This window comes from Candidatus Defluviilinea proxima (assembly GCA_016721115.1).
GTDB lineage: Bacteria > Chloroflexota > Anaerolineae > Anaerolineales > Villigracilaceae > Defluviilinea > Defluviilinea proxima.
In genome coordinates, this window is the sequence record JADKIW010000001.1 from 3265739 (window position 1) to 3284483 (window position 18745).

Here is an 18745-nt window from a genome sequence, read left to right on the forward strand (position 1 = left end):
GCGATTATACTCCCGTTGACAGGGAGTGGGTAGGACAAATTGCAAAAACGCTCTATGGATATATCCATTCATCAAATATAGCTTGCAAATTGCAGGAACAATACTTTTCTGCCAGTGATTGCATATATTTTGGGGTAGCAATACCCCATGAAAGCGACTGGGTGTAATCCTTGATGAAGGCGTCGAACGTGTCTGTGCCCATTTCCTCGCGCAACGCCACAAAAAACAAAGGACCGCGTCCGTAGACAATTGCGCTATATTCCGCTCCCTGATACCCCGCCACTGGCAGGCCAATAGGAATGTCCGCCCGTTGTACATACTCCCATCGCCCATCCAGCGATGAACGGAAACCTTCTTCGCCCTCATTGCCATACTCATCCGCATAATATTGAAGCGTAGCAAACTGCGTCAGGGACTCATCCAGCCAGGGATCATCAAGTTGATCATCGCCAACAAGGCCGTAGAACCACTGATGTCCCACTTCGTGAGCGACGGTAGCTTCCATGGTATCTCCCATGGATTCATAGATGCGCGTTGTGATCGCGATCATGCCGGGGTACTCAATGCCCAGCGCCAGAGTTGGGGTGGAAACAATATCCAGTTCAGTATATGGATACGGGGCATAGCGCTCATCGAACACGGCCATTGCTTTGGATGCCACTTCAAGCGCCATTTGTGCACCCTCTTGGAAGTCGCCAGGAGCATAACTATTAATGGTGACTTCGCCAAACGTTTGCGATACCTTTTCAAAAAACGGACTCGCCGCTAAATAGAAATCGCGCGCTGGGCCACTCGCGGCAGTCAGGACCTGGGTCTGGTCCTCTTCGTCGAGACTGATCGTACTTCCAGACGTGACCAGCGTTAATTCTTTCGGAGCATGGACTTTTACAACGTAGAAGGCCGCGTCTGAATAGGTGACATCACCATCTTGTGGGGGAATCTCTGCGTTCCAGCCTTCATCGTCGAAGACGCAGATCATGGGGTAAGCATGTGCCAGCGCCAAAATGTCATCGTAATACGCAAGCACTCCATAATTCAAGTCAACACTTTGTGGAACGGACACAGCGTAATCCATTTTTAGCAGGATACTTTTTCCCACTTCAAGCGGAGCGGATAACCGTACGATCATCAAGCTGTTTTCCAATCCATATTCTGGCGTGATCGATTGTCCATCTACTGTTAAGCTGGAGATGGTCATCTCTCCGCCAAGGATGTTAGGGAATAGGCGAAATTGCACTTCATTCAGTTCAACATCTTCAGTGTTCGTGTATTGGACTTCCTCGGTGCCGTTGATGTGATAGAGATCGTCTGCGATCGTGAATTCGAGATGATATATGCTTGCGCCGTTCAATTCATTGAGAACAGAACGCTCTGATGAGACAAGTCCGCTTGCGAAGATGGAGCGATCATTCGGCGGTATGTTTGTTGGTTCAGGTTGTAGGGTTGGAGTGGGGGAGAAAGGCGTGGGCTGGGGAAAGTTACAGGAAGCGAGAAGCAGGCTAAAAGTCAGAAGTGAGGCGATGTGTCTTTTCATGGGGATATGTTTTGGAGGAAGTCCAATGCCTTTTTTAGGATCTGGTCAGGAGTCAGGTCATCTGTATCAATAATTATATGGGCATGTTCATGGGCATGGGAGAGCCTGCGGAGTTGTTCCGTATGATCTTTTTCTTGCCAATCGAGTTTACGGCGCATGGTGCTGACAGGGAAGGACGCGTGAAGGTAGATCAGAATATCGGGCTTGGAGATGATCTGCCACATAGCTTTTGCGTAGGAATGTTCCTGTGCAATGTGACGGCAAGTGTAACCGTGTTGATTTAACCCCGCGATAAGCGTGGATTTGCCTGAGCCACAAGGGCCGACTACACCAATAAGCGGACTGGTACTGGGAGGTTCATCCATCATTAATCATTATCATGGACAAGGCGGGCAAGTTGTGCGGGGCCGCCGAGCACGGCCAGCGTATCGCCTGCCTGTATCCTTTGCGCATCGGTGGGATGCATTTCTGATTGGTGGTCGTGTCGTACAAGGACAATGTTGAGACGATAATTGTCTTCGATGTAGCCCACGGTTTTATCGGCGAGAACCGAGTTGGGTGTGATGGTCACTCAGGCGAGTCCAAGCAATTGACCTTCGATGGAGATGGGGTTGGTGACATCGGCTCCTGCGGCGGCGGCGGCAAAAACAGGTGCGGCCATTTCAGTGGCACTTAATGCAATGAAACCGAATTGCTCTTGCAGGGCGTGTGCGAAGTCTTCATCGAAGATACGAATGACCACTTGGATCTTTGGATTGAGTGAGCGAGCCTTGAGCGCGATCTGCAAGTTCATCGCGTCATTTTGGCTGGCAAGGATGATCGTACGTGCATCCTTGATGTTGGCGGATTCAAGGGAACCTGCTTCGCGGGCATCTGCTTGTATGACGGGAATGCCCATATCACGCGCGGCGGATGTTGTGTGTGTGCCGAGGTTGATTTCCAGCACAGCGACACTTTCTCCCATCTCGTGTAGTTTTTGTGCTACGCGATATCCCAAATGTCCCAGCCCGACCAATACGATGTGTTTATTCATGACAGATGCGACGGCCATCTCCCACTCCTTGCCTCTGGATTTTCGATTGAAAAGTAATATCCCAAAATCGGTGAGTCCTTGTGCGAGAAAGACAATGCCGATCACGGGCATAATAAAATGAAATGCTTGCAAAACGATGTTTTTGGGGAAATCGCCGATGGGTTGCAGGACCGTGGCGGCTAGAACTGTGTAAATCCCTTCGCCTAAGGTTTTGACGGGCTCGCCCGACGCCTCCGCGAGAATGAAATAGGCAAACCCGCCGCCAACCACCGTCACTGCGAAAAACATCAACGGCGATTTGAATTCATTGATCAAGATGAGCGTATCGCGCCAACCCGCCCGAAATCTGTGCATGCGGCTGCTCATGATCGTGCGTGTCCTTCGATGGGGAGACGCATTGTCATGCGGCGAACATTGTCTCCGTTACGTGTTCCGACCTTTACGACCAGCACACTGATATCGTCAACAGGACGGTTATCGTCTAGTGTTACTGCGTGGGCAAGAAGTGTATCGGCAATTTCCTGTGGAGACGGATTTTGGTCTTCCAGCATGGAGTGCAACACTTCCATTGTGTTCATTGGTTGGCCGCGGCGTTCGCCCGCATGGACAAGTCCATCAGTGTAGATCACAATGATCAGGCCTGCTTCGATCGCGATCTCGGTGATGGATGGACGAACATCTCGTGATGTTCCAAGTGGAATACTTTCAGTGTCGATACGGTCAATGGTTGCCGTCCGACAAATGAACATGGGGGACGGGTTATTGCGAGTCAGTACGATGGTTCCACTGTGCAGGTCAATGGATGCGATGTTGAGCGTACAGATAACCTTCCCTTTTTTGTCTGTGTATAACGCATCCGATGCGGCGCGCGCGGATGCTCCATCGCGGACGCCTTCGGCCAGCAACCCGATCACTTTGCGGACTACCAGTTGCGAAACGGCTTTTGCCCCGCGCCCTGAAGTCTGTCCATCTGCAAGGACAACGGAAACCCCGCCATTGGGGCGTTCTACCACCTCGAGTGTATCTCCGCTTTCGGATGTGGCGTATTTATTGACCTTGGCCGCCGCGATCTGGATTTCCATGCCTTCATTTTACTATACCCAGCGCGGTCACAAATCACGTTTTTGTGCGGACGCTTTGCGCCTGTTATTTCAATATGGGATGATGTGTCTTGGGATTTCTTATTTTTACCCAGGGCAGTTGCTCCAATGTGATCGTTTCCTGGCTTTTGTAAATTGCTTGCGTTTCTTTGCGTTCATTCCACAGCAGATTGGTATCGTGCCAATACATAAACCATGTCCAGCGTGGCTGGCGGCGCAAAAGTTTTTGCGTCGGCAAATTTCCCACTTCGCCCAATGCGATCGGTTTATCTTTGGCAAGTGCAAGAAGTGAGTTGTAATCTCTAGTCGTGAACTTGTTGCTGTACACATCCGTGGCGAGTACATCAACCACGTCGTCGCCGGGATAGTACTTATCATATGCGTCCACGCCCAATCTGATCTCGTTTGCATTGAAAACCCAAATCAGATTGTTTAGTTTATGGAAACTGACGAGCCTGTCAAACAACATGCGATACAACTTTTTATAACCATGTTCACCAGTCCTTTTACCCCACCAGAACCATCCACCATTCATCTCGTGATATGGACGCCACAACACGGGGACATTTGCCTCTCGCAATTGCTTGAGGAAGAACGCGATAACATCCACCTGCGACTTCCATCGTTCATTCACCTGTGAGCCTGCCTCGAACAAAGCAAGCCACTCCTTCTCTGACAGCTTTCCCTGAATGGAGTCTTCAAAGACGACTGGCTCATCATCCATGGGGCGGAGTGCATGCCACATCAGTGTGATAACGAAGCCTTCACTGTGCCTACGAATCGCCTCATCCACGATCTGCTGGCGAAAATTTATTCCGTCCCATGTTCCAGCTGCGCTAAAGCCAAAATCTTGACCAAAAACGGCAGGATATTGCCCGGTCAATTTTTCCATGCCTGCCAGCCGTGTGGATCCTGCCAACGGATTACAGTGTTGGCCGGTCATTGTTTGCTTTCCAGAAATGGAATAAAGATAGTCAAGCAATTGAACAGCTTCGGGCGATGGGTTGGGAGTTACTGGGTTTGCCATGAATAATGAACCTTATTGATTTCTAAGAAGAATGTGTCGAAGATCTAAAATGTGAGCGATGCGATCTTCTGGCGGTATATCGTGCTTCTTGTGCGGGTCAATCAGCAGACAGCGCATACCAACGTTTTTTGCTCCCATGTAATCAGTTGAGAACGAATCTCCCACATACAAAGCATTCTCGCTCTTGCCGCCTGTGGCTTCCAAGGCCAGCTCAAAGATAGATGGATGTGGTTTACGCTTTCCATGTTCTACGGATGCCACTATGGCTGAAAAATGTTCAGCTATCCCCATATCATGGAGATGACTTCGAACAAAATCCCCGCTGTGGGTATTTGTGACAAGTGCAAGTGTGTAGTGACCTTTGAGTTGGCGGAGAAGTTCTGGCACTCCCTCGATAGTCTTCACTCCCTTGTTCCACTCCTGGAGATACACGTCTCGAAAATTCTTGACAAGTTCTGGCGTAGGGTCCTTGTCAAGGACACTGCTTAGGAATCCATTTACGACATCGTCCATGGAGAACTCGTCTTGATTTGCTTCAGCCGCAAGATCGAATTTACGAAACATAGCATCCCACCGCTCAAGGAACTCTGGATACTTGATGTTCACGCCACTGGATAAAACAATAGAATGGGAAAGCTCATAGCCTTGCCCAATACGACTATCAGAATATTCCACCAGAGTTCCGAAGAAATCAAATAGGATGTGGGTAATCATGATTGAAAATCCTATCAAAAATAGCGAAGTCATTTTTGGATGAATTCGCTGCACACTGATTTACTAAATGCTATTCTGTATGCACTGGGTTTTTTAACAAAAAGATGGAGATAAAGGCAATCAGATAACATCCAAATCCAACCCAAAACGATGTGGAAATTCCTGAATTTATGGAGATCACAACTGTAAGCACGGACGCAACAACAGACATGGATCCATTGGTTCCCCAAAACCAAGGCGTCAGCGATTCCGCGTAACCGGAAGCGATGTTCATTCCTATAGGGAAGGCCATTCCCATGAATAGTCCCATTGGGAACAAGATCAAGACCGCTATGAAAATTCGGACGGGGGTGATGGCTCCATCAAATAAGCCAATTACTGATGGGGTGACCAGACCAAAAAGGCTGATAACGCAAAGCAAAGCAAGCATTCTGTTGCGTATGGAAGAGATCAGGTTGGTGCTTGCCCTTGGTGTCAAGAAACTTCCGATCCCGCTGGAAAGCAATAGTGAGAAAAGGACCACAGACAAACTGTACGTGGGGTGCCCCAGAAATACTGTCAACCGTTGTAGTTGGGAGATCTCGATCAGCATAAACCCAAGCCCTATGCACGCAAAGAAGATCGAAAGGGGAATGGTGTGAACATTTTTGGATACTGTCAGCTTCTTTGATGTGAGCAATATCGGACTAATAATGAAGATCAAGCTCAGAAGAATAACAGTTACCAGCAGTATACCTAATGCATTGACTGCGATAATATTGAATCCCATCACGCCTTGGCTGTAAAAACTTGCATTTAGAAAATCCTGCAAACGCAGCATTTGGAAGAAGAAAGGATTGTTGTCTGTTGGGGCAGTAATGTTTAATGGGAAGTTGGCTATAAATGCGTCGGCGTCGGCTGTTGATGTGATATGCTCAAAATTAGTATCTGCGGCGTAATCGGGTGTAAGAATCACATCAAAATCCATCTTGTTCGCGGTCTCTTCAATCATCTTTATGTCACTTGAAGTAAATGGTTCCAGGCTGACCAGGATCGTTCCAACGCCGTCGGGCAGGTCGTCGCCTGTTTGTGTGTACGCATTTCGAATGATCAATATGTGATTTCTGGGGTTTTCAATGCCTTGTTCTTGAAGGGCTTTGCTGGCTAAAACTGTAAGACGATACATTTCACTGGGTAGGTCATTGAAGTACCATCGTGAAAAAGTTATGATTCCATTTGGCTTTATGTGCTGAAAGAATATATCCCAGCCCTCGGTTGTGTATAAGGAGTTTTCAGTCAACACAAATGCCCCGGATGCTGTTGCCGCCCAAGTGTCGATCAATGACACTTGTATGATGTCATATTTCTTTTCTGAGCGTGCGATGTAACTGCGTGCCTCGTCATTGACGATGTTTACGTTTGGATATTTATCCAGATGGCCGGAGTATTCCCCGTAATCCTGTGTGAGGATTTCAATGATATTTTCATTGATCTCAACACCTGTAACTGAATGCTGTCCAAAGGCCAAGGCTGAGAGGATGTCCCTGCCGCCGCCGGCACCGATGACCAATACATCGGCATCTTTGCGAATGTAATGCACCATGTTCGTTACATCAAATTTGAGATAATCGACCTTGTCAAAATTGCCATCAAAGGACGCGATGGGCGTTCCTGCATGGGAATCAATGTCAACCATAACGTAATTTGTTGTACGTTCTTGTGGATAGACCTGGCTGATGCCCCATCCAAAAGGCGGACGCGGTGTGTTCGGCTCTCCATAGACACGCACTCTTGAAAAGGAATTCCATTTTTCAAGAATGGGTGCGGACTCAAACCCGCCTTTGATCCATTTCAATCGGATGAGAGATGGTTGATTATTTCCCAAGGTCATCTGGATAAAAACGAATATTAGAAGAAATATACTCCCGATTTGGGTGACCCGCTTTAGAAACTGGCTCTCCACATCAATGCTGTAAAAAACGGCTCCAAGGCTTGCAATGAATGCAGTAATGAATACTGCCGTCGGACCGTCAGTTATTTCCAGTATGTAGATGAATAAAATACATCCTACTGCTGCACCTGCTAGGTCTGCAGCGTATAGCTTGCCTATTTGGGTAGGCGCTTTTGTCAATATTAAACAGGTATTGATGCCAGCAAATATAAATGGAATGGAGATCAATACGAAGGTTAGTGGGAGGTAAATGGATGCAGTCCAACTATTGATTGGAACATTAATATGAATAAGAAAGCTGATTATTATTGTGATAGAGAACAGCAAGGCTGTGGTAGCTAAGTGTTTCTTAATCCGTTCAGGTGTGAATTGACTGCGAGACAGATATACTATGATGGCCCCAAGTGTCATGCCGAACATTGCAATGGACACAGCCATGAAGGCAAAGTGGTACCACATGGTTACGCTGAAGATGCGCGTTAATAGGTTCTCGAACATAAGAGTGGCGAGAGTTGTGGTAAATAGGCCTAAGTACGAAGGTCGATGAATTTTGAACGTGGATGGCATGTATTGTCTCCTAGTGTAGGCTCGAATTTACCAGTCGATTTAAACTGATAGAGTGTTATATGTCAATTCTCCCTCCAAAGACCGTGTACATTGTAGCCGTCCACTTTGTCAGGGTCAATATGTCGGGACAGTATGATTTTTGTTAGAGTAGAGCGATCCGATATGGGTTTCACCCCTCCTTTGCAGTACAATTCTTTTATTAATTGGAGAAAACCATGAAACTTGTAACAGTCGAACAAATGCAGACAATCGAAAAGGAAGCTGACGCCAGCGGCTTGACCTTTGAAATGATGATGGAAAACGCCGGTCAGGGATTGGCGGATGTTGTCCTCGATCTATTCGTTGACGAGATCGAGCCTGAAGTTGTGGGTCTTGTTGGCCCCGGCAACAATGGTGGCGATACCCTGATCGCATTAACCGCACTAGCTATCGAAGGCTGGAAGGCGCGTGCCTATCTTGTCAAACGCAAGAAGGATGATCTCGTGAAGCGCTTTACTGAAGCGGGCGGTGAGGTCATCAGTGGCAAGGACGCTTTCGACCAACTGGCGGAGACTCTTGAAGTTGCCGATGTCCTTTTGGATGGTGTACTTGGTACTGGTGTTGAACTCCCATTGAAAAAGGATATAGCTGAACTCCTTTCCGAAGTCAATGATGTTTTGGAAAGTCTCGATGAAGCGCCGTTCGTGATCGCCGTGGACTGTCCGTCTGGTGTGGATTGTGACAGCGGTGAAGTTGCTGAAGAAACTATTCCTGCTGATCTCACGGTCACCATGGAAGCCGTCAAACAAGGACTGTTGAAACTGCCTGCGTTTGAATACACGGGCGAGCTCGAAGTGGTGGATATTGGTTTGGCAGACGATCTTGCATCTGTCAAAGAAGTCAAAACAGAAGTTGCAGTGGAAGATTTCGTTGCGTCGCTGTTGCCGGAACGTCCACTCGAATCACACAAAGGGACGTTTGGCACTGCGCTCATAGCGGCGGGATCGGTCAATTACACAGGAGCAGCCGTCCTTGCGGGAGAGGCGGCGTATCGCTCAGGTGCAGGACTCGTAACGTTGGCAGTCCCCGCTCCTTTGCAGACAGCGTTGGCAGGTCAAATCCCCGAAGCGACATGGGTTTTGCTTCCTCATGAAAAAGGTGGGATTTCTTCCCTCGCGGCGGAAGTCCTTGCGAAGAATTTTGAGCATGCCTCTGTTTTGTTGATTGGCCCCGGCCTTGGTATGGAAGATTCCACAAAAGATTTTGTCAAAAACCTTCTTGATGTAAAGAACATTGTAAAGAAAAAGGCCCCAAGTATTGGTTTCGTGCATACGGAAGTTGAGAAGAAAGATGATGTTGAAATAAAACTGCCGCCCATGGTCGTGGATGCGGATGGATTGAAACTGCTTGCGCAAGTCAAGGATTGGTATAAGAAGCTTCCTGCAGATGCGATCTTGACCCCTCATCCTGGTGAAATGTCTGTGTTGACCGGGTTATCAAAAGAAGAGATTCAGGAAGACCGACAGACGATTGCGAGTAAGTATGCAAAAGAGTGGGGGCACGTCGTTGTGTTGAAAGGTGCGTTTACTCTGGTTGCTTCGCCTGATGGTCGTGTGACCGTCATTCCGGTGGCGACTCCCGCATTGGCTCGTGCTGGGACTGGTGACGTTCTCGCGGGACTGATCGCTGGCCTGCGTGCCCAGGGCTTGGATGCCTTTGATGCTGCCGTCGCTGGTGCATGGATCCATGCACAGGCTGGTCTTTATGCCGCAGATGATCTCGGCACAACTGCGTCTGTGTTGGCAAGCGATGTCTTGAACTCGATCCCTGATGTGTTGAGCGATCTGGAATAAAAAGTAATCTGGTAGTTGAGTAGCCCCGAATGCTCTTTGAGGGGCGTATCGAAACCACCAGAGATGAATTGAATCAAAAAGAGGAGACTGGTTTCCAGTCTCCTCTTTTTTTATCTATTCTCTAACCTAGCTATTCATGAACGCTTCGAGGTTTTCCTTGCTGATGCGGAATGCCTTGCCGACTTTCTTTGCTTTCAAGCTTCCGTCATTGATCGCTTCGAGGATATCTGCTTCAGTCACTTTCATAACCTGAGCCGCCTCGGCGGGGGTCATGATATCTGCCATCTTGCCAGCGGGAGCACCACCGCCTGCACCTGTATTTTGCATGCCGCCTTGAAGGGCTTGTCCCATCAAGTTGCCGATGCCCATACCAGCGCCGATGCCAGCCGTGAGACCTGCGCCACCGCTCTGGTTGTTCGCCGCATCGCGCATCGCGTCTGCCGCTTGCAGTTGTGTGTAGGTGGCCATATCGAGCATGCCCATATCGCGCAATTCCTGTGCCGACTTGCTGGACGGCTTGAGGTTGCCAATATAGAACGACTTGAGCACGAGGCCCAACGCTTCGAAGTCATCCTGTGCCTTCGCGCGGACAGCCGCGCCGACTTCTTCAGTCAAGCCGATCAGGTCAACTACACTCTTGGCAGAAGTGGTCTCGCCTAAAACGTCCTGAAGCGTGGAAAGCAACATTGTCTTTACACGCTCTTCAATGTCTGTAGTCTTGTATGCGCCTTGTGAGCCAACCACCTGGGTTACGAACTGTTGCGGGTCTTTTACTTGATACGAGAACGTACCGAAACCCTGAAGAAGTGCCACGCCCAATCCCATACCTGGGTTGCGGACGATGATCGGTTGCGGAGTGCCCCACTTCTCGTTTGCAAATTCTTTCATCGAAACAAAATACACTTCTGCGGGGAAGGGTGTGCGGTCGTTAAATGCCTTGCCGATGAAATCAATTAATTTCGGAATATTTGCTGTAGCAATGGTGTGACGCCCGCCTCGGAAAACATCCAAAGCCTGCCCGTCACGGAAGAACACAGCCGCCTGTGACTCGCGCACGATCACTTGTGAACCGATGCGATAATCGCCGATCCCTTGTTCCGGGAAACGATGGACGATCTCATCCTTCATCTCGCTCGGGTATTCGATAACATCAAAAATTCTCGCCATGATTTTCTCCTTTTGAAGAACGTTAATTTGATTATAGTCCAATTTTTTCGTGCTGAGCGCAGTCAAAGCGCTGTTATTTTATACAACTCTCTATACGATTCTCATCCCCCAAACGTTTCACTCCTCACTTCCCTGATCCTCGCTGATAAACGCCTCTTTCTTACCCCAAGCCTGTTACGCCTTCATCGGCCTTCCTGTCCCCTTATCCTTGATCATCATCACCTCGGCCATGATGCTGACCGCGATCTCTTCTGGAGTCTCAGCATTTAGTTCCAATCCAATCGGCGAATGGACCTTCGCGATCAATTCCTCAGCCACGCCTTGTTCTTTCAACGCCTTGACCGTTGTCAGCCACCGACGCTTCGACCCAATGACGCCAATATATGCCGCATCTGATGCAAGCAGACTTGGTAGTCCCTTTGCATCCACGCTGGAGCCTCGGCTGGTCACGATCAAATATGTTTGGGGTGTTATTTTGAGTTGCTCTGATAGTTTCCCCATCTCAACGGGATAATACACATCCGCCCCCGGCACGGACTCGGGTGTACAAAACTCCTCGCGGTCATCGTTGACAGCGACGCGGAACCCAAGCCACTTCGCCAAATGGACAACTGCCTTGCCAACATGACCCGCGCCAATGACTACGATCATCGCAGGGGGAAGGATCGGTTCCACAAAGACCTCCACAGTTCCGCCACATACACCTGGGTCGCCGCGCGAGGGATCGGACATGGTATACGATAACGTTTGCATATCGCCGCTCTTCAACGACTCAAGCGCCGCTTTGATAACGCGATTCTCTAATTCCCCGCCACCGACTGTCCCGATAAATTTCCCATCGGGATACACAAGCATCTTACTGCCCACATGCCTTGGCGTGGACCCTTCGCTTTTTGTAACCGTACACAAAGCGGCAGATTCGTTATTCTTTTCTAATTCAGAGAGGACTTGATAGATTGAGTTTGCCATTTTATTTATTTAACAAGAACAACTCCGAAGGAGTGGAATGATTGTTAGCGGATATTTATTTTGAACCCCGAAGGGGTGTCCTAGGTTGTGTTGATAATGACACCCTTTCAGGGTTTGGCTACGTGTTATCGTAATCTAAAATTAGTTCATCCCTTAGGGATTTATCTATCGTTCCAACAGTCCTAACACCACGGGCAATAACTGCTTCTTCCTCGAAACTACACCGGGCGCGTCGCGTGTGCCATCAGGCAATGGAGGATAGGGGATGTCTGCAAGGATGGGGGGCGGATTGGATGAGATGATGAGTCTGCTGGAGCCACGTACCACATCGGTGATGAGGAGCATGGCAAAGTCGAGGCCGCGCTTATCTCTGAGCGCATCGAGAGCGCTGGTGAGCGGACCCAAGTGCTCAGCCAATTGCATGATGTCTGTTACTTCGGCTTGGGCTACAGCGAATTTGAATCCGCCAGCCTCGAATGGTTTGATATCGGTGCTGACCACTTCCTCTGGTTTGCGATTGGAAAGCCCTGCACCAGCGGATAACACGGCCTTACCAAACGACTCAACTGTTTCGCCTTTGAGCGGACTTCCACCCACAAAAGCCCAACGCGCCAGGCGTTCGGCGGCGGTCTTGTCACGAGGCGTGGTGGTGGGAGATGTCAGGATGAGCGTATCAGATAAAAGTCCAGCAAGAAGCGCACCGGCGAGATCAGGCGGCATGGAGAGCCCGGCTTCGGCGGTCAACTCACACACAAGCGTGGAAGTTGATCCCACCACATCCACAGTAAAGCGGATCGGTTGATGCGTATACGGATTACCGAGTCGGTGATGATCCAGGATCTCCAATAATTCAGCTTCTTCGAGCGCGGCGATGGATTGGCGTGGCTCGTTGTGGTCTACGAGAATGATCTTGAGGCGCGGCGGGTTAAGGACATCTCGCTGACGCGCGATGCCGAGGTACAAACCATTTTCATCTGTTACCCAATATTCATTATGCTCATCGCGTAATAAGCGATTAAGTGAATCGCGGATGTGTGCATTCGCGTTGTATTTGGGAACGGTCGTATCTGCCGCGTCCTTGCATTGGGCAGTCATCATCTCGCGCACGGTGGTATCGCCGGGGCGTGGGCCAAGCGTTTCAGAAAAATATTTGAAGAGACTATACCCATGAACGATGCCATATGGTTTGCCGTCTTCATCCACCACTGGGGCGATGCCGCCTGTACGGCTGGCAAGAGTCCACGCCGCGCCGAGTTGTGCTTCGGGGCGAATGCTATCGAGCCGTATCATCACCGATTCAAAGCGAGGCGATGCATCGGTGAGCAATACGGGCGCATCGAGGTTGAGTTGCTTCAATACCCACGCGCTTTGCGGGTTGAGTGCGCCTGCCCGTGCCGCAACGGTATCGATACCATCACGTTCGCGTAACAGCCAGGCGTATCCCATCGCAGATGCGATGGTGTCTGTGTCAGGGTTGACGTGTCCGATTACGTATATTTTAGATTGCATAGGTTTGATTATATCTTGCCTTGCTCCACCAGTTGCAGGAATTTGTTTACCACGTATGGGTCAAAGTGGGTTCCCGATTCACTGAGTAGGTATTTTACAGCTTCGTCCCGGCTCCATGCTTTGCGGTATGGACGGTCGGATGTCAGCGCATCCCACACATCGGCCACGGCAAAGATGCGGGCAGATGTGGGAATTTCGTATTCCTTGAGCTTGCGTGGGTAGCCACTTCCATCCCATTTTTCATGGTGACAATAAGGGATCTCAAGGGCTTTTTCCAAAAACGGGATCTCTCTGAGCAACTCATATGCGGTTTCTGGATGATTCATGACAACGCGCCGTTCTTTCTCGGTAAGCGGGCCTTCCTTGCGCAAGATCTCATCGGGGATTCCCATCTTGCCAATATCGTGCAGAATGGACCCACGCCGTATGTGTTCCACTTCCTCTTCGGGGATATTCATCGCTCTTGCCATGGCGACAGTTGTTTCTGTGACCCGACGCGAATGCCCCTCTGTTTCTTTATCCCGCAATTCCAGAGTCTTGGCCCAGCCTTCGAGGGTTGTATCGTACGCTTCGGCCAGTTCCTTCGTTCTCAAGCGGACTCGTTTCTCAAGGTCTACGTTCAAATCTCTCAACTCTTGCTCAAGTTCTTTGAGGGCCGTGATATCGTGTGAGATGTAGATGCGCCCTGTCATTTCCTTGTTCATGTCATATAAGGGCCAGACGGTCAGCTCGTAGTAGACAGTTTTACTGCCTACATTAAACGTGGCTTCCGCGCGCGCATACGAGACATGTGTATACAGTTTGATCGGGATGGGGAAATGTTCGAAGATCTGTTTTGCAGGGTGACCGATCACTTCTTCTGCTTCTTTATCAAGCAAGGTGAGCATTGCCGTGTTGATGTCAATGACCACATGTTGGTTGTTGAGGATCACGACCGGGTCCACCATGGCTTCGAAGAGACGGTCACGACCTACGGGCACAACATCAAAGAGTTTGTGGCGAAATAATCCCCACGCGATAAGCAGATTTGCTATCATGCTTGTGAAAGGCGTTGCATCTCGTTGTGGCGTGATTTGGATCCCGATCAACGGGAGAATTGTCCCGAAAATTGGGATGAGAAAGCCAGGGATGATGAGCGCTAATTGAGTGCGATACAGGTTATGGGGTTGAAGGAAGCGACGAAGCAAAAGTCCTGCCGCCCAAAAAGTGGTGGCGTAACTGTAGAAAGCGTATCCGTATATGAACCATGTGAAATCGTATGTCAATTCCGGGAATGGTTGTCCGGAGATCAAGTGAGGATTGGGATAGATCAGATGATGCAGGTCATTCGTTGCCAAAACCAGTATGAATACAATGGGCACGATGAGAGAAAGATAAAATAACCTGCGATGGTTATTGAGTTTGTATTCGCTGTATTGCACGGTGAAAACTGGCAGGGAGACAACTACCAAAAGAGTTGCCAGCCATTGCAAGCTATCCCAGAATAATTTTTCGTTCAGGCTGGGGCTGAGCAGCTCGATGATATAGCTCAATATCCAAAGCGTTTGACCCGCTACATACCACACAAAAATGGATGCGCCTTTTGCCGTACGACGCCTCCATGTGTAATACAAAACTCCCGCCGATAATGCGAGTGAGATGATGTAGGGTGTTAGGTGAAATAATTCAGCACGATGCATACATTGAAGACTTCCGAAGTCTATCAGACTTCGGAAGTCTTTGCACGATATAAAAGTCCCAACGGTAGTTTATCTGAGAAGGTGTTGATACGTTGGAGCCTTCGCGATGATGGTGTTACTGTAATTTGAGTGCCCGCCACAATCTTTCCGGCGTGACCGGGTTCTCATCCACGTTCACCCCAGTGGCATCCAAAATAGCATTGCCAACTGCGGGCGCAACACCATCCATTGGAATCTCGGCCACAGCCTTTACGCCAAATGGATGACTCGGCTCAAAGGTTTCTACAAAGATCGTTTCTAGCGCGGGCATTTCATCGGCACGGAAAATATGATAACGATCCAAGTCGCGTTCAATGGCATTGCCTTTGTCATCGTAGCGCATCTCTTCGCAGACTGCGTAGCCAAGTGCTTGGGTCATACCGCCTTCAATTTGTCCTGATGCGGTCAGTGGATTGACGATCACACCTGAATCGACGGCCATCACCAATCTGTCCACTGTCACTGCGCCTGTTTCTGTATCCACTGTGACTTCTGCGAATTGCGCCGCAAATGGGGGAGGCGAAACAGGTGAGACATATGACGCGACTCCCATGATCTGCTCCTGTTTGTTTTTGTGCAATGAATCAAGCGCGATCTCGGCGAAAGAAACGCTTCTTCCATCAGGGACAGTTGCCATGCGGTTCGACAGCTTTACCTTCGCTGATTCCGATTCGTCCAAGCCCAACATCATCGTCGCGCGGACACGAATCCTCTCGGCGCAAATTTTCGCCGCGTTGACCGCCGCCGTGCCCGAGATGTAGGTTGTTGACGAGGCATATGCTCCTTTATCGAACGGCGTGAAGTCAGTATCTGACGAATAACAGATCATATCTTCAAGTGGTACACCCAACACTTCTGCCGCCATCTGTGCAAGGACCGTATCTGAGCCTGTGCCCAAATCCGTTGCACCGACGAGTAGATTGAACGAACCATCGTCGTTCATCTTGATCGAAGCGCCACCCATATCGAGGTAGGGGATGGCCGTCCCTTGCATGACCATCGCAACGCCGATGCCTTTACGTAACTTTCCGCCCTGAGCGGAGCGGAGCGAAGTCGAAGGGCTGTTGCGCCACTCTTCGTTCCCATATTTGTCATCCCAATTAATGGCGGCACGTCCTTGCGCTACGCATTGCTCCAATCCAACCGTGTGGATGATCTCGGGGCGCGGTTCACGTCCTTCATTCCATGCAGTTGAAAACGGATGATATTCTCCGGGATGGATCGCGTTCTTCAAGCGGAAGTCAATCGGGTCGAGATTCAACGCGCGCGCGATCTTTTCCATGTGACGGTCGAGCGGCCAATAGCCTTGCGGAACACCGTATCCACGGAACGCGCCAGACGGGGGAGTGTTGGTGTACACCACATCTGCGTAAAAGCGGATATTGGGACTCTTGCGATATTCTCCGTCGCCGACGTATAACGCCATTGCCTTGTGGCCTGTGTTGCCGGTGACGGTCAATGCATGGCAACCATATGCGCCAGTGTCAGATAAGGCGTACATTTCATTGGCTGTGATCGTTCCATCGCGCTTCACGCCGGTCTTCATTTTGACTCGCATCGGGTGGCGTGAGCGTGCCGCGATAAATTCTTCTTCGCGCGTGTATTCGTAGATGACAGGCCGCTTGGTGGCAATTGTCAAATGTGCAGGCACATCTTCCATCAACACTTCCTGCTTGCCACCGAAGCCGCCACCGATGCGCGGCTTGATAACGCGAATCCGTTTGACGGGTAAGTTCAAAACAGGCGCAAGCATTCTCCGCACATGGAACGGAACCTGTGTGGATGTGCGAATCACAAGACGGTCATCCTCGTCCCAATATGTCACGCAGACGTGTGGTTCGATGTGCGCTTGTTGCACCTTTGGCACTTCATATTCCGCTTCAAAGATCTGGTCCGCTTCGGCAAAACCTTTTTCCACGTTACCAATGTCAATACGGATCTCGGCCGCGAGATTTTTGTCAGGGTTCGAATCGGCAAAATTGACGTATTCAGGCTCATCGTGAATCCGAACCGCTTTTGGGTCCATGGCTTGACGTGAGTCGAGGATGGCATCCAATATTTCGTATTCCACGTCGATCAACGTCAACGCTTTCTCAGCGATTTCAGGAGTCTCTGCTGCGACCATTGCCACGCGGTCGCCGACAAATCTCACTTTGTTATCCAGTGAAAACGAATCGAGCGGACCGGGGATCGGGTCGGATTGTCCCGCCGTGGAATAGACCACACGCGGAATATCCTGCCATGTCAGCACGGCCGCAACGCCTTTGAGTTCGCGGGCTTTGCTGGCATTGATCTTTTTGATGCGGGCATGGGCGTGCGGACTGCGCAACACGCGCGCGTATAACATACCGCGCATGTCCATATCTGCGGTGAAGGCAGGTTTGCCTTGCACAAGTTTGATTGCATCCACTTTCTTTTCGGGCTTGCCGACGGTTTGGTAGGTTTGCGTTTCAGGCGTGGAAAAAACTTTTGGCAGTGTTCTTGTCTGTGTATCCGATAGTGTTGACAATGGCTCATTGGATGGGGGCGTGCTTGGAGGATCGAACGAGATCAAGATGCCTTCGCCAAATTCTGCCTCTCCACGCATCACGGCCGCGGCTTTGAGTACGGCCTGCACGGGTTTGACATACCCTGTACAACGACACAACACGCCCGCGATCGCTTCGCGCACTTCATCTTCTGTTGGGTTTGGATTTGCCTCCAGCAAAGACTTCGCCGCAAGGATCTGCCCGGGCGTACAGAATCCGCATTGGATCGCGCCCGACTCAACGAAGGCTTGTTGTAGTGGATGCAACCCGTCTGTCTTCTTCCAGCCTTGATCGGGATGCTCGCCAAGACCTTCTATGGTGACGATGTTATGTCCCTCGGCTTGGGCGGCGAGAAGTGATCCCGCGTTGACAGGTTTACCGTCGAGCAGAACTGTGTCTGCGCCGGTGAGTCCCTGCTCGTCACCAAACTTGACTCCGTAATAACCAAGTCTGCGTACGGCAGAGAGGAGAGTCTCAGATGGGTGGCATTCGAGTTCGTGTTTACTACTGTTGATGGTAAGTTTCATGATTGTTCTTTCTCCCTCATCCCTAACCCTGCTCCCGCTAGGAGAAGGGGACTCTGACTCCCTCTCCCGAAGGGAGAGGGCTGGGGTGAGGGGTAAATCCAAGTCTTATAATGACTTTAATTCAGCCACGCGTTCCTGGCAAGTCAAATATATTTCGTTCAGCGCATCTTCCAAATGCTTATACACATCTTCATTTGTAATCCGCATGACTTTGTACCCGCGCTCTTCCAGCCATTCAGTTCTTGCCTTGTCGTATTCTTCCTGGTCTGGCTCGGCGTGTGAGTCGCCGTCTATTTCGATGACAAGTTTTGCTTCTGCGCAGTAGAAATCAGCGATAAATCTCCAAATGGGATGTTGGCGACGGATCTTGAAACCCAAACCACGGTTTCTGACACGTGACCATATCTTCGCTTCGGCGGGCGTAAGTGGATGCCGATGATCGCGTGCCAATTGTAAAATGGCGGGGATGACTTCAAGGGTTGCCTTTTCTTGCATGGTATGTTTTCTACCTCATCCCTAGCCCTTCTCCTGCTAGGAGAAGGGGACTCTGACTCCCTCTCCCGAAGGGAGAGGGCAGGGGGTGAGGGGTA

General features: G+C 49.9%; 15 protein-coding genes. 1 reads left to right on the forward strand and 14 read right to left on the reverse strand.

Annotated elements, in window-relative coordinates; translation table 11 throughout:
• Positions 1 to 52: 52 nt before the first annotated feature.
• The 8 genes from IPP66_15120 to IPP66_15155 form a co-directional block, all read right to left on the reverse strand.
• Positions 53 to 1534 carry a M1 family metallopeptidase gene (locus IPP66_15120; protein ID MBK9926605.1) on the reverse strand — a complete coding sequence of 494 codons (1482 nt, stop codon included), beginning with the start codon at positions 1532 to 1534 and terminating at the stop codon, positions 53 to 55.
• Positions 1531 to 1902 carry a hypothetical protein gene (locus IPP66_15125; protein ID MBK9926606.1) on the reverse strand — a complete coding sequence of 124 codons (372 nt, stop codon included), beginning with the start codon at positions 1900 to 1902 and terminating at the stop codon, positions 1531 to 1533. The genes IPP66_15120 and IPP66_15125 overlap by 4 nt, the downstream gene beginning before the upstream one ends.
• Positions 1902 to 2105, reverse strand: coding sequence for a TrkA C-terminal domain-containing protein (locus IPP66_15130; GenBank protein MBK9926607.1), 204 nt, complete (start codon positions 2103 to 2105; stop codon positions 1902 to 1904). The genes IPP66_15125 and IPP66_15130 overlap by 1 nt, the downstream gene beginning before the upstream one ends.
• Positions 2106 to 2921, reverse strand: a complete 816-nt coding sequence (locus IPP66_15135) for an NAD-binding protein (GenBank protein MBK9926608.1) — start codon at positions 2919 to 2921, stop codon at positions 2106 to 2108.
• A gap of 8 nt (positions 2922 to 2929) precedes the next feature.
• The gene (locus IPP66_15140; protein MBK9926609.1) at positions 2930 to 3649 is read right to left on the reverse strand and encodes a SpoIIE family protein phosphatase; all 720 of its coding nucleotides are present in this window, start codon (positions 3647 to 3649) and stop codon (positions 2930 to 2932) included.
• 64 nt (positions 3650 to 3713) lie between these two features.
• Complete coding sequence (locus IPP66_15145) at positions 3714 to 4694, reverse strand: glycosyl hydrolase family 26 (protein MBK9926610.1); 981 nt, start codon at positions 4692 to 4694, stop codon at positions 3714 to 3716.
• A gap of 12 nt (positions 4695 to 4706) precedes the next feature.
• A complete protein-coding gene (locus tag IPP66_15150) occupies positions 4707 to 5408 on the reverse strand; it encodes an HAD family hydrolase (GenBank protein ID MBK9926611.1) in 702 nt (233 codons plus the stop codon).
• A 70-nt stretch (positions 5409 to 5478) separates the two neighbouring features.
• On the reverse strand, positions 5479 to 7905 hold the full coding sequence (locus IPP66_15155) for a hypothetical protein (GenBank protein MBK9926612.1): 2427 nt from the start codon (positions 7903 to 7905) through the stop codon (positions 5479 to 5481).
• A gap of 215 nt (positions 7906 to 8120) precedes the next feature.
• Between IPP66_15155 and IPP66_15160 the strand changes: the two genes are divergently transcribed.
• Positions 8121 to 9737, forward strand: a complete 1617-nt coding sequence (locus tag IPP66_15160) for an NAD(P)H-hydrate dehydratase (protein MBK9926613.1) — start codon at positions 8121 to 8123, stop codon at positions 9735 to 9737.
• Between the two features lie 126 nt (positions 9738 to 9863).
• Here the strand turns inward: IPP66_15160 and IPP66_15165 are convergent, their stop codons facing one another.
• The 6 genes from IPP66_15165 to IPP66_15190 all read right to left on the reverse strand — a co-directional run bounded on the left by IPP66_15165 (position 9864) and on the right by IPP66_15190 (position 18650).
• Entirely contained in the window at positions 9864 to 10904 is a 1041-nt protein-coding gene (locus IPP66_15165) for an SPFH domain-containing protein (protein ID MBK9926614.1), read from the reverse strand.
• A gap of 174 nt (positions 10905 to 11078) precedes the next feature.
• Positions 11079 to 11873, reverse strand: a complete 795-nt coding sequence (locus tag IPP66_15170; GenBank protein ID MBK9926615.1) for an XdhC family protein — start codon at positions 11871 to 11873, stop codon at positions 11079 to 11081.
• A 165-nt stretch (positions 11874 to 12038) separates the two neighbouring features.
• Positions 12039 to 13382 carry a DHH family phosphoesterase gene (locus tag IPP66_15175; protein MBK9926616.1) on the reverse strand — a complete coding sequence of 448 codons (1344 nt, stop codon included), beginning with the start codon at positions 13380 to 13382 and terminating at the stop codon, positions 12039 to 12041.
• Positions 13383 to 13390: 8 nt separating this feature from the next.
• Positions 13391 to 15061 (reverse strand): HD domain-containing protein, encoded by a 1671-nt coding sequence (locus tag IPP66_15180; protein ID MBK9926617.1) that lies wholly within the window; start codon positions 15059 to 15061, stop codon positions 13391 to 13393.
• Between the two features lie 115 nt (positions 15062 to 15176).
• Complete coding sequence (locus tag IPP66_15185) at positions 15177 to 18155, reverse strand: molybdopterin-dependent oxidoreductase (GenBank protein MBK9926618.1); 2979 nt, start codon at positions 18153 to 18155, stop codon at positions 15177 to 15179.
• A 105-nt stretch (positions 18156 to 18260) separates the two neighbouring features.
• Complete coding sequence (locus IPP66_15190) at positions 18261 to 18650, reverse strand: DUF559 domain-containing protein (GenBank protein ID MBK9926619.1); 390 nt, start codon at positions 18648 to 18650, stop codon at positions 18261 to 18263.
• Positions 18651 to 18745: the final 95 nt, after the last annotated feature.

What these genes read in the sequence shown, in the direction of transcription:
- IPP66_15185 (MBK9926618.1), bottom strand. Translation starts at nt 18,155, where the DNA reads ATGAAACTTACCATCAACAGTAGTAAACACGAACTCGAATGCCACCCA.
- IPP66_15120 (MBK9926605.1), bottom strand. Translation starts at nt 1,534, where the DNA reads ATGAAAAGACACATCGCCTCACTTCTGACTTTTAGCCTGCTTCTCGCT.
- IPP66_15160 (MBK9926613.1), top strand. Translation starts at nt 8,121, where the DNA reads ATGAAACTTGTAACAGTCGAACAAATGCAGACAATCGAAAAGGAAGCT.
- IPP66_15145 (MBK9926610.1), bottom strand. Translation starts at nt 4,694, where the DNA reads ATGGCAAACCCAGTAACTCCCAACCCATCGCCCGAAGCTGTTCAATTG.
- IPP66_15150 (MBK9926611.1), bottom strand. Translation starts at nt 5,408, where the DNA reads ATGATTACCCACATCCTATTTGATTTCTTCGGAACTCTGGTGGAATAT.
- IPP66_15180 (MBK9926617.1), bottom strand. Translation starts at nt 15,061, where the DNA reads ATGCATCGTGCTGAATTATTTCACCTAACACCCTACATCATCTCACTC.
- IPP66_15135 (MBK9926608.1), bottom strand. Translation starts at nt 2,921, where the DNA reads ATGCACAGATTTCGGGCGGGTTGGCGCGATACGCTCATCTTGATCAAT.
- IPP66_15175 (MBK9926616.1), bottom strand. Translation starts at nt 13,382, where the DNA reads ATGCAATCTAAAATATACGTAATCGGACACGTCAACCCTGACACAGAC.
- IPP66_15190 (MBK9926619.1), bottom strand. Translation starts at nt 18,650, where the DNA reads ATGCAAGAAAAGGCAACCCTTGAAGTCATCCCCGCCATTTTACAATTG.
- IPP66_15165 (MBK9926614.1), bottom strand. Translation starts at nt 10,904, where the DNA reads ATGGCGAGAATTTTTGATGTTATCGAATACCCGAGCGAGATGAAGGAT.
- IPP66_15155 (MBK9926612.1), bottom strand. Translation starts at nt 7,905, where the DNA reads ATGCCATCCACGTTCAAAATTCATCGACCTTCGTACTTAGGCCTATTT.
- IPP66_15140 (MBK9926609.1), bottom strand. Translation starts at nt 3,649, where the DNA reads ATGGAAATCCAGATCGCGGCGGCCAAGGTCAATAAATACGCCACATCC.
- IPP66_15125 (MBK9926606.1), bottom strand. Translation starts at nt 1,902, where the DNA reads ATGATGGATGAACCTCCCAGTACCAGTCCGCTTATTGGTGTAGTCGGC.
- IPP66_15170 (MBK9926615.1), bottom strand. Translation starts at nt 11,873, where the DNA reads ATGGCAAACTCAATCTATCAAGTCCTCTCTGAATTAGAAAAGAATAAC.